Raw genomic sequence first — 12,458 nt, forward strand, 5'->3', positions numbered from 1 at the left:
CGGTCAGCCCCGAATGTCCGGTCGGTCCGGGACCGGACACGGTTCCGGCTGGATCCCCCTGCTCGGAACCCCTGTGACGCGTGTGGCGGATGGGGTATTCGTGGGACAAAAGCGAGGATCCCGCCCCCTGTTGGGGACGGGATCCTGATTGTGGAGCTAAGGAGAATTGAACTCCTGACCTCTTGCATGCCATGCAAGCGCTCTACCAACTGAGCTATAGCCCCTTGCTGTCGCCCGCCGCTTCCCGCTCCGTTTCCGGTGCTCTCCGCTGCGGACAAGAAGAACTCTAGCCTGCGTTCTCCCAGAAACGAAATCCGGGTCCGGAGGCCCCTCGGGAGGCGCCTCCGGAAGCTCTCCGGACCGGGTCGTCGCAGGTCAGTCGTCGTCGCCGAGCACGGGCTCCGGCAGGGTGCCGGCGTTGTGCTCCAGCAGGCGCCAGCCGCGCGCGCCCTCGCCCAGGACCGACCAGCAGCAGTTGGACAGGCCGCCCAGGCTCTCCCAGTTGTGCGGTTCCAGGCCGAGCAGCCGCCCGATGGTGGTGCGGATGGTGCCGCCGTGGCTGACGACGACCAGCGTGCCGCCCTCGCCCAGGCGGGCGGCGTGGCGCAGCACGACGGGGGCCGCCCGGTCGGCGACCTCGGTCTCGAGCTCGCCGCCGCCGCGGCGGACGGGCTCGCCGCGCTTCCAGGCCGCGTACTGCTCGCCGTACTTCTCGACGATCTCGTCGTGGGTGAGGCCCTGCCACTCGCCGGCGTAGGTCTCCCGCAGGTCCGCGTCGTGCTCGACCGACAGGTCGGTGACGGCGCCGAGCTCGGCGGCGGTGGCGGCCGCGCGCCGGAGGTCGGAGGCGACGATCGCGTCCGGCTTCAGGGCGGCCAGCAGGCGCGCCGCCCGGCGGGCCTGGGCCACACCGGTCGACGTCAGCTCGATGTCCGTGGAGCCCTGGAAGCGGCGCTCCAGGTTCCACGAGGTCTGGCCGTGCCGCCACAGGACGATCTTGCGGCCGGTCTTGGGCGCGCTCAGAACAGATCACCGTCCAGGTCGTCGTCCCCCGCCGCCTCGCGCAGCGCGGCGTGCTCGGCCGCCTTGCCCTTGGTGAGCCTGGCGTCCTCGGGCAGGTCGATCTCGGGGCAGTCCTTCCACAGCCGCTCCAGGGCGTAGAAGACGCGCTCCTCGCTGTGCTGGACGTGCACCACGATGTCGACGTAGTCGAGCAGGATCCAGCGCGCGTCGCGGTCCCCCTCGCGGCGCACCGGCTTGGCGCCGAGGTCCTTGAGGAGCTTCTCCTCGATCTCGTCGACGATGGACTTGACCTGGCGGTCGCTGGGCGCCGAGGCCAGCAGGAAGGCGTCGGTGATCGACAGCACGTCGCTGACGTCGTAGGCGATGATGTCGTGCGCGAGCTTGTCCGCAGCCGCCTGGGCGGCGACGTTGATGAGCTCGATGGAGCGGTCCGTGGCGGTCACTGGCCATGCTTTCGGGTCGGGTGGCAGATCAGTTCAAGGGTCTCATGTACCGCCGGCCCCGCTCGCAATGATTAACCGCCCGGGAGTCCTGCCTGGTCAGGCCGCCCAGGGCCGGGGGGCGGCCCTGGGCGGAGCGGCGGACGGGAGCCCCGCCGGGACGCTCAGGGCGTCTTGTAGTCCGTACCGAGGACCACGGTGACCTCCGCGTTGCCCGCGCCCGGCGCCTTCTTGACGGCGGTCTCCTTCAGGCCGAGGGTCTTGGCGACCTCGACGGCCTTGGGCTTGGCCGCGTCGTCGGCGTAGGTGACCTCGGTGGCGGACACGGTCCCGGATGCCTTGCCGCCGTCGATGAAGGTGTACCCGGCGTTGACCAGGGCCGCCTGCGCGTCGACGACGGTCTTGGCGCCGCCGGTGCCGTCCTTGAGGGCGACCCGGGGGGCGGCGTTGGGGGCGGCGGCCTTCAGGGCTCCGCCGAGGACGTCCTTGACGACGGTGGCGACGGCCGCCTCGGTGAGCGTGCCGTCGCCCTTCACCGGCATGACCTTGGTGGTGTAGTCGCCGACCTTGGCGTGCTCGCCGAGCTTGGCCAGGGAGGAGCCCAGGTCCTTCTCGGTGAGGGACGGGTCGAGGATCTGCCCGAGGGTCTCGATGGAGACGGTGGCGGACCGCTCGTCGCTGGGCATCTTGCGCAGGGTGCCGTACAGCACCGTGCCGAAGCGCTCCAGCTGCTTGGTCTCGGGCTCGCCGGGGGCCCGGTAGGTGGCGTAGGCGACGGCCATGGGGCCGCTCAGGTCCTGCTTCTCGCCCTTGCCGACGGCCGGGGTCTTGGCCTTCGCGTCGGCGGGCACGGCGGCGTCGGTGTCCACCTCGATCCCGCCGAGCTGGTCGACGAGGTTCTCCAGGTACGGGGTGTCGAGCCGCCAGGTGCCCTCGATCTTCGTGCCCAGCAGCGTGTCGAGGGAGTCGCGGGTGCCGCCCAGGCCGTCGGCGTCGACGGACTTGCCCAGGGTGGTGCCGGTGCCGTTCTCGCCGGTGACGGCGGTGGAGTTGGGCAGCAGGACGGTGGCGCCGCGCTTGGTGGTGACGTTGTCGACGAGCAGGGCCGTGGAGGTGCCGCCCTTGCGGGTGTTGTGCAGGTGGACGACGATCATGTCGCGCTTCTGCGGGCCGGTGGCCACGGCCTCCTTGCCGGCGGCGCCGCCCAGGAAGGGCAGCTTGCCGGCGTACCAGAGGTAGCCGACGCCGCTCACGACGAAGAGGGCGAGCACCACGATGAGCACGGTGACGCGGTTGCGGCCGCGGCGTTTGGCCTCCTCGCGGCGTTCCGTGCGGCTCTCGGTGAACTTGAGCCAGTCGATGACGTCCTGGGAGTCCTCGTCGGGCTCCTCGATGAACGAGAACTGCTCGGTGCGGTAGTCGGGGGCCTCGCGACGCTGCCCCGGGACCTGGCCGGCCGGGTTCCCGCCGCCGGGGCCCCGGTCGTCCGCGGCCCGGCCCGCGGGGGCGTCGGGGTCGGCCTCCGGCTCGGGGGCGGAGGGCTGCTGCGGGATCCACTGCGGCGCGGTACCCACGGCCCGGTACTGGCCGGTGGCGTCCACGGCGGGGTAGGAGCCGGTCGAGTCGACGGCCGGGTAGGAGCCGGTCGAGTCGACGGCCGGGTACGAGCCGGTGGCGTCCACGGCGGGGTACGAGCCCGTCGCGTCCACGGCGGGGTACGAGCCCGTCGCGTCGACCGCCGGGTACTGGCCGGTCCCGGTGTCGTACCCGTACCCCTGGGAGCCGTACTGCTGCTGCCCGGCGTAGGGGTCGTACCCCTGGTCCTGCGCCGGCTGCGACACCGGCCGCCCGTACGCGTCGTAGCCGTACCCGTACGCGTCGTACTGCTGCGCGGGCGCGGCGGGGGCCTGTCCGTACACCGGCTGCCCGTAGGCGTCGTACCCGATGAGCTGCTGCTCCGGGACGGAATACGGGTCCTGCGGGTCCTGGCGGTCGTTCACCGGCGCCCCTCTCTTTCCCGGAACCCTCAGGCGCCCCGGTACAGCTCTCGCTTGTCGATGTACCGCACCACGCCGTCCGGCACCAGGTACCAGACCGGATCGCCCGCGGCCACGCGTTCGCGGCAGTCGGTGGACGAGATGGCGAGCGCCGGCACCTCGACGAGCGAGACACCGCCCTCGGGCAGCCCGTCGTCGGTCAGTATGTGGCCCGGCCGCGTGACGCCGATGAAGTGCGCCAGCGAGAACAGCTCCTCGGCATCGCGCCAGGTGAGGATCTGTGCGAGCGCGTCGGCGCCGGTGATGAAGAACAGGTCCGCGTCCGTGTTCATGGCGCGCAGGTCCCGCAGCGTGTCGATGGTGTACGTCGGACCGCCGCGGTCGATGTCGATGCGGCTGACCGAGAACTGCGGGTTCGAAGCCGTGGCGATGACCGTCATCAGGTAGCGGTCCTCCGCGGGCGAGACGGCCCGCTGGGACTTCTGCCAGGGCTCCCCGGTGGGCACGAAGACCACCTCGTCCAGGTGGAACAGCGCGGCCACCTCACTGGCGGCCACGAGGTGTCCGTGGTGGATCGGGTCGAACGTCCCGCCCATCACGCCGAGGCGGCGCTTGACCGGACCGGTAGGCACTTCCTGCTCTCCCATGCGTGCAGAGCCTACTGGCCCGGTGCTGCGGGCCCGAACCGGCGGTCGATTCAGCGGTCGCGGTTGAGGCGCGTGGTGATCCACAGCAGGAACAGCAGGATGAAGAGGGCGGCGCCGCCGGTCATGTACGGGCTCAGGCTGTCGTGGTTGCCGCCGTGCTGCTCGACCTCGTCGGACGCGAGGGTGACCAGGTCGTGGGCGGTGCTCAGGAGGCTCATCAGGCAGGGACCTATCGTGAGGGCGTCAGACGTCGCGCACATCGTATGCGGGGGCTCCGGGCACGATCACGTCGACTCAGGCGTTAGGGAGCGTGGACGTCCGCACGACCGAGGGGGAACCGATGACGGACCAGGGTTTCGAGAAGCTGCCCGGGCGCAGCCGCCGGCGCTTCCCGGGGATCTCCTCGCGGGCGTACGAGCACCCGGCCGACCGTTCGGCGCTCGTGGCGCTGCGCAAGCTGAGCGGCTTCGACACGGTGTTCAAGACGCTCAGCGGGCTGCTGCCGGAGCGCAGCCTGCGCCTGCTGTACCTGTCGGACTCGGTGCGCGTGAGCGAGGTGCAGTTCCCGCACCTGCACGCCATGCTGCTGGACGCCTGCATGATCCTGGACCTGGAGAAGGTCCCGCAGATGTACGTGCAGCAGGACCCGAAGCCGAACGCGATGTGCGTGGGCCTCGACGAGCCGATCATCGTGGTGACCACCGCGCTGGTGGAGCTGCTCGACGAGGAGGAGATGCGGGCGGTCGTGGGCCACGAGGTGGGCCACGCGCTGTCCGGCCACGCGGTCTACCGGACGATACTGCTGTTCCTGACGAACCTCGCCCTGAAGGTGGCGTGGATCCCGCTGGGCACGGTCACCGTCACGGCGCTGGTGACCGCGCTGCGCGAGTGGTTCCGCAAGTCGGAGCTGTCGGCGGACCGGGCGGGCCTGCTGGTGGGGCAGGACCTGCAGGCCTCGATGCGCGGGCTGATGAAGCTGGCGGGCGGCCACCACCTGCACGAGATGAACGTGGACGCGTTCCTGGCGCAGGCGCAGGAGTACGAGGAGAGCGGTGACCTGCGCGACTCGGTGCTGAAGATCCTCAACCTGCTGCCGCGGACGCACCCCTTCACCACCGTGCGCGCGGCGGAGCTGAAGCGGTGGGCGGAGAGCCGCGACCACCAGCGGCTCATGGACGGGCACTACCCGCGCCGGTCCGAGGACCGCGACACCTCGGTGACGGACTCGTTCCGCCAGTCCGCGACGCACTACGCGGACACCGTGCGGACCAGCAAGGACCCGCTGCTCAAGCTGGTCGGGGACCTCGCCGGGGGCGTGGGCGACGTCGGCGGCAAGCTCTTCGACCGGTTCTCGGGCGGCACCAAGGGCTCCGGCAGGCCCGGCACCAAGGACGGCACCGAAGACGGTGCCGGCAAGGACGCCGAGAACGCCGCCGGGGGCGATGCCGGGGACAGCGGCCGCGGCTCCTCCGCCCGCGACACGGGCGGGGACACCGGCAAGGACACCGGCAAGGACGGCGGTACGGCGCCCGGCGGGGACACCGCCTAAGCGGGGGGCCGCGGGCTCGGCTGGGCCCCCGGGGCCAGCGCCCCGCACAGCCCGCGCGCGTCCGCGCCCGCGCCTGTGCCCGTCCCTGCGACCGCCGCGGTCACACCCGGCCCGTCCCCGGTGGCGTACGGGTCGCTGGCCGCCGGTCCCGTGCCGGTGGCCCGCTGCCCCGCGAGCAGCGGCCTGAAGCCGCCGGACGGGTCGGCGGCGCAGTCCTGCGGGCCGGCCTGCACGTACGCGGAGAACACCTCGGCGCGCCCGGCCTCCAGGTCCTCGCGGTCGAAGCGCAACCGCAGCTCGCGCCGGACGGTGAAGAGCGAGGCCGCGCCCGCTTCGGTCCGCGGCCCGGCGACGGCCGGCCGGACCGCGTAGACGAAGGTGTGGTCGGTGAGGACCTCCAGGGTGTCCGGGCTGGCCTCGGTGAAGGCCATCGTGCCCCGGACGCGCACCCGCGGGTCGGCGAGGACGGCGGTGGCCGGATCGATGCGCACCAGCCAGCCGGTGAGCGCGTGCCGCCCGTCCGGGGCGGGCCGGCTCAGGCTGTGGTCGAACTGGGCCAGCAGGTCGGGGTCGAGCAGGACCCGCACCGGCCGGGTGGCGTCGCCGGAGAGCACGTCCGGGTCGATCCCGGACTGCACGAGGTAGTCCTTGGCCGTGGACAGGGCGGTGAGCACCTGCGCCTCGGTGAAGTGGTCCGTGCGGCGGACCGCGGGCAGGGTGATGCCGGCCGCACCGGCCCGGAAGTCGGCCGCGGGGCTCGCCGCGTACAGGTCGGCGGGCCGCCCGCCGGGGACCGCGTCCTGGGGGGCCAGCGGTACGACGGTCATGGCGAGCGGGTCGGTGTGGGTGTCGGGCGGGGCCGTGTAGGGCTGGCGCAGCCCCAGGTAGACGGCCATGGTGAAGGCCAGCACCACGACCAGCAGCAGGGCCAGGCCCTGCCGGGCGCCGCGCCCGGAGCCCGCGCCGGGGGCGGCGGCGGCCCACAGGGAGCGGCTGCGTACCGCGCGGGCGTGTTCGCCCATCCGCTCCTGGGCGGAGAACTCCTGGAGCCGGGCGGCCCGTACGAAGTCCTCGTCGAACACCACGGAGCGGTACTCGTCCTCGCCGCCGATGCCGTCGGGGGCGCCGTTGGGTGGATCTCCTGGCACGGCCATCGCTTCTCCCCGCTGTCCCCGCACTAGAGAAGCCCCCTCCCGGTCCCGCGCAGGGGCGTTCGAGGGGTCGTACTTTCAGGGTTGGCGGCTACCGCTGTACGTAAACGCACCGCTGGCGGGCAACTTCTCCGACTCGGCGCGGTTGCCCTCGACGCCGGTGGTGGCGGGCGGGGGCGCCTCGTCGCGGGTGGCGCTGCGGTAGACGGCGCTGAAGGCGAGGGCGACCATGCCGACGCCCATCACGACGGCGAGCATCCAGGCCACCGGGCGCAGCCAGCGGGACCGGCCGCGGTAGGGGCGCAGGGTGCCGCCGTAGACCCCGTAGGGCCCGTGGCCGCCGTAGGGGTAGCCGTAGGCGTACTCGGGGCCGAAGCCGTAGGGCTCGCCGTCGGGGCCGTACCCGTACCCGTACCGATCGAGGTAGCCGTCGTAGCTGTCGTGGCTCTCGAGGCCCTCGTCGTCGGCGGCGGCGGCGCGGGCGGCCGCGACCGCGCGCGCCTCCTCGGCCTGCGCGCGCGCCTGGGCGGCGGCGAGCACCCGCTCGGCGGCGGTCGGTTCATGGATCTCGGCGCTCCGGACGAAGTCCTCGTCGAACACCACGGAGGCGAAGTCCTGGTCCGCGCCTCCGCGGTCGTCGTCGGGCTCCCAGTCGTCCGGGAACGGCTTGCCCCCCACGTCGTCCGGCACGGGACCAGAGTAGACCTGGGGGGCTGTTTTGGGCAGGGAGTACGCCGAAAATCGGCCACTCGGAGTCCAGGGTCGGATTACCGTACGTGACCGTCGCCGGTGACGATGTACTTGGTCGAGGTCAGCTCCGGAAGCCCCATCGGCCCGCGGGCGTGGAGCTTCTGCGTGGAGATCCCGATCTCGGCGCCGAAGCCGAACTGGCCACCGTCGGTGAAGCGGGTGGAGGCGTTGACGGCCACGGTCGTGGAGTCGACCAGCTGGGTGAAGCGGCGGGCGGCGGCCTGGGAGGTGGTCACGATCGCCTCGGTGTGGCCGGAGGTCCAGCGGCGGATGTGCTCGACGGCCGCGTCGAGGGAGTCCACGACGCCGGCCGCGATGTCGTACGAGAGGTACTCGGCCGCCCAGTCCTCGTCGGTGGCGGGCAGCGCCGTGACCTTGCTGTCCTCGGCGTACCCGAGGACGGCCTGGTCGCCGTGGACGGTGACGCCGGCCTCGGCGAGGGCGTCGAGGGCGCGCGGCAGGAAGGCGGCGGCGATGTCGCGGTGGACCAGGAGGGTCTCGGCGGAGTTGCAGACGGAGGGCCGCTGGGCCTTGGAGTTGACGAGGATGTCCACGGCCATGTCGAGGTCGGCCCGGGCGTCGACGTAGACGTGGCAGTTGCCGGTGCCGGTCTCGATGACGGGGACGGTGGACTCCTCGACGACCGTCTTGATGAGGGAGGCGCCGCCGCGCGGGATCAGGACGTCGACGAGGCCTCGGGCGCGCATCAGCTCGCGGACGGAGTCGCGGGACTCGCCCGGCACGAGCTGGATGGCGTCAGCGGGCAGGCCGGTGCTCCCGACGGCGTCGCGCAGGATGGCGACGAGGGCGGTGTTGGAGGCGTACGCGGAGGACGAGCCGCGCAGCAGGACCGCGTTGCCGGACTTCAGGCAGAGGGCGGCGGCGTCGACGGTGACGTTGGGGCGGGCCTCGTAGATGATGCCGACCACGCCGAGCGGGACGCGGATCTGGCGCAGGTCGATGCCGTTGGGGAGGGTCGAGCCGCGGACGACCTCGCCGACCGGGTCGGGCAGGGCGGCGACGTGGCGGACGTCGGCGGCGATGGCGGCGACGCGCTCGGGGGTGAGGGTGAGGCGGTCGACGACGGTCTCGCTCGTGCCGGCCGCCCGGGCCTTCTCGATGTCCTTGGCGTTGGCCTCGACGATCTCCGCCGCGCGGGCCTCCAGCGCGTCGGCGATCGCGTGCAGCGCGGTGTCCTTGGCGGAGCGCGGCAGTGGGGCGATCACGGCGGCGGCGGTGCGGGCGCGCTGCGCGGTGGCGATCACGGGGGAGGCTGCGTTCTGCGAGGTCATGCTTGCAGGGTAGCTCCCTGCTGCGGCTGACCGGCCGGGGTTTCGGTCCGCGAGACGGCCCGGCGGGTATCGGGGTGGGGTCGCTCCGCGGGGCCGGCCGGTATCGGGGTGGGCCGGCCCCGCGGAGCCGTCCCCCGAAGCGAGCAGCAGACCCCCCGACACCGGTCAGCCCCCGAAGCCCCCGCCGAATCCCCCGTGTGCAGCCCGCGGTGTCAGTACGGGTGGACGCCCACCGGGGACGCCGGGGGCGGGCCGTAGCCCTCGGCGACGCGCTGGTGGTAGGTGGCGCGGTCGATGACCTCCAGGCCGACGATCTCCCAGGGCGGGAGCTTCGCCGTGGAGCGGTGCTCGCCCCACAGCCGCAGGGCGACGGCCGCCGCGTCGTGGAGGTCGCGGGCCTCCTCCCAGTACCGGATCTCCGCGTGGTCCACGGCGTACCGGCTGGTGAGGAGGAAGGGGTGGTCGTGGGCCAGCTGCTCCAGGCCCCGGCGTACCTCCGCCAGGGGGACGGGATCGCCGGAGACGCTGAGCGTGACGTGCCAGAGCCGGGTCGTCTCCGCGGGCCCGGCATCCTCGCCCACTGCGACGCTGGTCAGCGTGCGCTCGGCGCGCGCTCGTCTCACCGGCGGCCTCCTGGTTGTGCGTCGGTGTCCTGCCTGGTCCCCCACAGCCCCCTGCCAACAAAGTTGACCAGTCCGCGGCCCGCCGTGCGACGGTTTTGCCGGATCCGGCCCCTCGGCGGGCCCTCAGCGCTGGAGAACCACCAGGTCGTCGCGGTGGACGACCTCGCGCTCGTACTCGGGGCCGAGCTCCTTGGCGAGCTCCTTGGTGGAGCGGCCGAGCAGTCGCGGCAGCTCCCTGGCGTCGAAGTTGACCAGGCCGCGGGCCACCGCCCGGCCGCTGGTGTCGCGCAGTTCCACCGGGTCCCCGGCCACGAACTCGCCCTCGACGGCCGCGATGCCGGCCGGCAGCAGGGAGCCGCCGCGCTCGGTGACGGCCGCGACGGCGCCGTCGTCGAGGGTGAGGTGGCCCTGGGGGGTGGAGGCGTGCTGGAGCCACAGGAGCCGGTCGGCGGAGCGGCGCCCGGTCTCGTGGAAGTAGGTGCCCGTGCCGCGGCCGGCGAGGGCGTCGGCGGCCTGGCTGGCGGAGGTGAGGACGACCGGGATGCCGGCCGCGGCGGCGATGCGGGCGGCCTCGACCTTGGTGACCATCCCGCCGGTGCCGACGCCCGCCTTGCCGGCGCTGCCGATGGAGACGTGCGCGATGTCCTCGGGGCCGCGGACCTCGTCGATGCGGGAGGTGCCGGGCTGGGACGGGTCGCCGTCGTAGAGGCCGTCGACGTCGGAGAGCAGCACGAGCAGGTCGGCGCGGACCAGGTGGGCGACGAGGGCGGCGAGCCGGTCGTTGTCGCCGAAGCGGATCTCGTCCGTGGCGACGGTGTCGTTCTCGTTGACGACCGGCAGGGCTCCCATGGCCAGCAGCTGGTCGAGGGTGCGGTAGGCGTTGCGGTAGTGGGCGCGCCGGCTGGTGTCGTCGGAGGTCAGCAGGACCTGGCCGACCCGTACGCCGTACCGGGCGAAGGAGGCGGTGTAGCGGGCGACCAGGAGGCCCTGGCCGACGCTCGCGGCGGCCTGCTGGCGGGCGAGGTCCTTGGGGCGGCGGCGCAGACCGAGGGGGGCCAGGCCGGCCGCGATGGCGCCGGAGGAGACCAGGACGATCTCCTTCTCGCCACCGCTGCGGGCCTTGGCGAGGACGTCGACGAGGGCGTCGACGCGGTCGGCGTCGAGACCTCCCGACGCGGTCGTCAGGGAGGAGGAGCCGACCTTGACCACGATCCTGCGGGCGTCCGCCACAGCCTGCCTTGCCCCTGACACGTCCCTGACCCCTATGCGCTCTACCGGTTGCTCTGCGCCCAATCTACGGGGTCCGGCTCGGCGCCGGCGTCCGCGTTCCGGACCGTGGACACCGGATCGGCCGGCCCCCGCGGCTGACCAGGATCCGCTGGGCGATCAGGTACGTGAAGGGGATCGCGATGACCGCGGCCGCCAGCGGGGCGATCTTCGAGTCCATCCCGGCCCAGGCCACCAGTGCGTACAGCCCGACGGACTGGACGACGTAGTTGGTCACCTGGGTGAGGGGGAAGAGCAGGAACTTCTTCCAGGTCGGCCGGGTGCGGTAGGTGAAGTAGGTGTTCATGAAGAACGAGCCGACCATGCTGAGCAGGAAGGCGAGGGTGTACGCGGCGAAGTACGGCATCCACGGGTGCAGCAGCAGGTAGATGCCGAAGAACGTCCCGGTGTTGACCCCGCCGACCAGGCCGAAGCGCAGGACCTGGCCGAGCTGGCCGCGCAGCCTCACCGGGCGTCCGTCTCCGCCGGGGCGGACAGCGCCGCGCCGGTCCGGGCCTCGGCGCCGTGCGACTCCTTGACGAGGAAGTGCGGGCGGCGCTTGGTCTCGTAGTAGATGCGGCCGATGTACTCGCCGATCAGGCCGAGCATGGTCATCTGCACGCCGCCGAGGCCGACGATGATGGCCACGAGCGTGGTGTAGCCGGGGGTCTTGATGCCGGTGGTCAGCGCCGCGATGACGATCCACAGGGTGTAGAGGGCGCCGAGGGCGGTCAGGATCGCGCCGGTCCAGATCGCGGCGCGCAGCGGCCTGTTGTTGAACGAGATCAGGCCGTCCATGGCGTAGTTCAGCAGGGCGCCGAACCTCCACTTGGTCTCGCCGGCCTCGCGCTGCGCGTTCTGGTAGTCGAAGGTGACGGTGTCGAAGCCGACCCAGGAGAACAGGCCCTTGGAGAAGCGGTTGTACTCCGGCAGGGACAGCAGCGCGTCGACGGCCTGGCGCGACAGCAGGCGGAAGTCCCCCACGCCGTCGGTGAGCTCGACGTCCACCCAGCTGTTGACGGCCCGGTAGTAGAGGCTGCTCAGCGCGCTGCGGACCTTCTTGTCGCCCTCGCGGTTGCGGCGGGCGATGATCTGGTCGTGCCCGAGGGCGTACAGGTCGAGCATCTTTCCGATGAGCTCCGGCGGGTGCTGGAGGTCGGCGTCCATGATGACGACGGCGTCGCCGGTGGCCTCGCGCAGGCCGGCGAGCATGCCGGCCTCCTTGCCGAAGTTGCGGCTGAAGGAGACGTACCTGGTCTGCTCACCGTGTCGGGCCGCGATGGCGCGGAGCCTGCCGAGGGTGCCGTCGCGGGAACCGTCGTCGACGTAGCAGACCTCGTAGTCCACGGGGAGCGCGTCGAGCACCCTTCGGATCTCGGTGTCGAAGCTGTCGATGACCGCTTCTTCGTTGTAACAGGGAACGACTACGGACAGCTTCGTCATGAACTCTTCCACCTGCGGGTCCGAACGGGTGATTGTCGCCCACGGGACCCGACACTCACCTCTCAAAGGAAGTATGCACGGCCGCCACACCCCGCCGTACGCCTGCCGCCGATGAGTGGAACACACGGTAGCTTTGGCGGGCGTAAACGGAACACAACGATTGAGGTGCCAGTGCCTGACGTCTCCGTGGTCGTCATCGTCTACAACGACGCAGAGCGTCTTCCGACGGCGGTCCAGTCCGTCCTCGACCAGACCCTGCACGGGGTCGAGGTCGTCA

Annotated in this window: 13 protein-coding genes and 1 tRNA gene; 1 reads left to right on the top strand and 13 read right to left on the bottom strand. The window is 72.3% G+C overall.

Translation table 11 applies throughout. The features are described 5' to 3' along the window. Window positions 1-151: 151 nt before the first annotated feature. The 6 genes from IF43_RS0126385 to IF43_RS42210 form a co-directional block, all read right to left on the bottom strand. A tRNA-Ala gene (locus IF43_RS0126385) sits at window positions 152-224 on the bottom strand. Window positions 225-375: 151 nt separating this feature from the next. Continuing rightward, window positions 376-1,023: a histidine phosphatase family protein gene (locus IF43_RS0126390; protein WP_030205525.1), complete on the bottom strand. Its 648-nt coding sequence runs from the start codon at window positions 1,021-1,023 to the stop codon at window positions 376-378. Further along, window positions 1,020-1,466: a ribosome silencing factor gene (gene rsfS / locus IF43_RS0126395; protein ID WP_030205529.1), complete on the bottom strand. Its 447-nt coding sequence runs from the start codon at window positions 1,464-1,466 to the stop codon at window positions 1,020-1,022. The genes IF43_RS0126390 and rsfS overlap by 4 nt, the downstream gene beginning before the upstream one ends. A 161-nt stretch (window positions 1,467-1,627) precedes the next feature. After that, window positions 1,628-3,463, bottom strand: a complete 1,836-nt coding sequence (locus IF43_RS0126400) for an LCP family protein (RefSeq protein WP_030205532.1) — start codon at window positions 3,461-3,463, stop codon at window positions 1,628-1,630. A 26-nt stretch (window positions 3,464-3,489) separates the two neighbouring features. Continuing rightward, the gene (gene nadD / locus IF43_RS0126405) at window positions 3,490-4,107 is read right to left on the bottom strand and encodes a nicotinate-nucleotide adenylyltransferase (protein WP_030205537.1); all 618 of its coding nucleotides are present in this window, start codon (window positions 4,105-4,107) and stop codon (window positions 3,490-3,492) included. Window positions 4,108-4,157: 50 nt separating this feature from the next. Continuing rightward, window positions 4,158-4,325: a hypothetical protein gene (locus tag IF43_RS42210; protein WP_037890146.1), complete on the bottom strand. Its 168-nt coding sequence runs from the start codon at window positions 4,323-4,325 to the stop codon at window positions 4,158-4,160. A gap of 122 nt (window positions 4,326-4,447) precedes the next feature. Here IF43_RS42210 and IF43_RS0126415 point away from each other — a divergent pair, with 122 nt between their 5' ends. Next, on the top strand, window positions 4,448-5,656 hold the full coding sequence (locus IF43_RS0126415; RefSeq protein WP_078910473.1) for a M48 family metallopeptidase: 1,209 nt from the start codon (window positions 4,448-4,450) through the stop codon (window positions 5,654-5,656). On the opposite strand, the gene IF43_RS0126420 is transcribed toward IF43_RS0126415, so the two are convergent. The 7 genes from IF43_RS0126420 to IF43_RS0126450 form a co-directional block, all read right to left on the bottom strand. Beyond that, window positions 5,653-6,810, bottom strand: a complete 1,158-nt coding sequence (locus tag IF43_RS0126420; RefSeq protein WP_030205548.1) for a hypothetical protein — start codon at window positions 6,808-6,810, stop codon at window positions 5,653-5,655. The two genes, IF43_RS0126415 and IF43_RS0126420, sit on opposite strands and share 4 nt — an antisense overlap. 75 nt (window positions 6,811-6,885) lie before the next feature. After that, window positions 6,886-7,497 (bottom strand): hypothetical protein, encoded by a 612-nt coding sequence (locus IF43_RS0126425; protein ID WP_030205552.1) that lies wholly within the window; start codon window positions 7,495-7,497, stop codon window positions 6,886-6,888. Window positions 7,498-7,574: 77 nt separating this feature from the next. Then, window positions 7,575-8,849 (bottom strand): glutamate-5-semialdehyde dehydrogenase, encoded by a 1,275-nt coding sequence (locus IF43_RS0126430; RefSeq protein ID WP_030205557.1) that lies wholly within the window; start codon window positions 8,847-8,849, stop codon window positions 7,575-7,577. A gap of 212 nt (window positions 8,850-9,061) precedes the next feature. Further along, the gene (locus IF43_RS0126435; protein ID WP_234332546.1) at window positions 9,062-9,445 is read right to left on the bottom strand and encodes a hypothetical protein; all 384 of its coding nucleotides are present in this window, start codon (window positions 9,443-9,445) and stop codon (window positions 9,062-9,064) included. A 150-nt stretch (window positions 9,446-9,595) separates the two neighbouring features. Beyond that, a complete protein-coding gene (gene proB, locus IF43_RS0126440; RefSeq protein WP_030205561.1) occupies window positions 9,596-10,723 on the bottom strand; it encodes a glutamate 5-kinase in 1,128 nt (375 codons plus the stop codon). A 43-nt stretch (window positions 10,724-10,766) separates the two neighbouring features. Then, complete coding sequence (locus tag IF43_RS0126445; protein WP_078910471.1) at window positions 10,767-11,207, bottom strand: GtrA family protein; 441 nt, start codon at window positions 11,205-11,207, stop codon at window positions 10,767-10,769. Then, the gene (locus IF43_RS0126450; protein ID WP_030205565.1) at window positions 11,204-12,181 is read right to left on the bottom strand and encodes a glycosyltransferase family 2 protein; all 978 of its coding nucleotides are present in this window, start codon (window positions 12,179-12,181) and stop codon (window positions 11,204-11,206) included. Before IF43_RS0126450 ends, IF43_RS0126445 begins: the two co-directional genes overlap by 4 nt. Window positions 12,182-12,458 lie beyond the last annotated feature (277 nt).

This window comes from Streptomyces sp. NRRL S-87, from assembly GCF_000719335.1.
Taxonomy (GTDB): Bacteria; Actinomycetota; Actinomycetes; order Streptomycetales; family Streptomycetaceae; genus Streptomyces.

What these genes read in the sequence shown, in the direction of transcription:
- nadD (WP_030205537.1), bottom strand. Translation starts at nt 4,107, where the DNA reads ATGGGAGAGCAGGAAGTGCCTACCGGTCCGGTCAAGCGCCGCCTCGGC.
- IF43_RS42210 (WP_037890146.1), bottom strand. Translation starts at nt 4,325, where the DNA reads ATGAGCCTCCTGAGCACCGCCCACGACCTGGTCACCCTCGCGTCCGAC.
- IF43_RS0126415 (WP_078910473.1), top strand. Translation starts at nt 4,448, where the DNA reads ATGACGGACCAGGGTTTCGAGAAGCTGCCCGGGCGCAGCCGCCGGCGC.
- IF43_RS0126420 (WP_030205548.1), bottom strand. Translation starts at nt 6,810, where the DNA reads ATGGCCGTGCCAGGAGATCCACCCAACGGCGCCCCCGACGGCATCGGC.
- IF43_RS0126430 (WP_030205557.1), bottom strand. Translation starts at nt 8,849, where the DNA reads ATGACCTCGCAGAACGCAGCCTCCCCCGTGATCGCCACCGCGCAGCGC.
- IF43_RS0126450 (WP_030205565.1), bottom strand. Translation starts at nt 12,181, where the DNA reads ATGACGAAGCTGTCCGTAGTCGTTCCCTGTTACAACGAAGAAGCGGTC.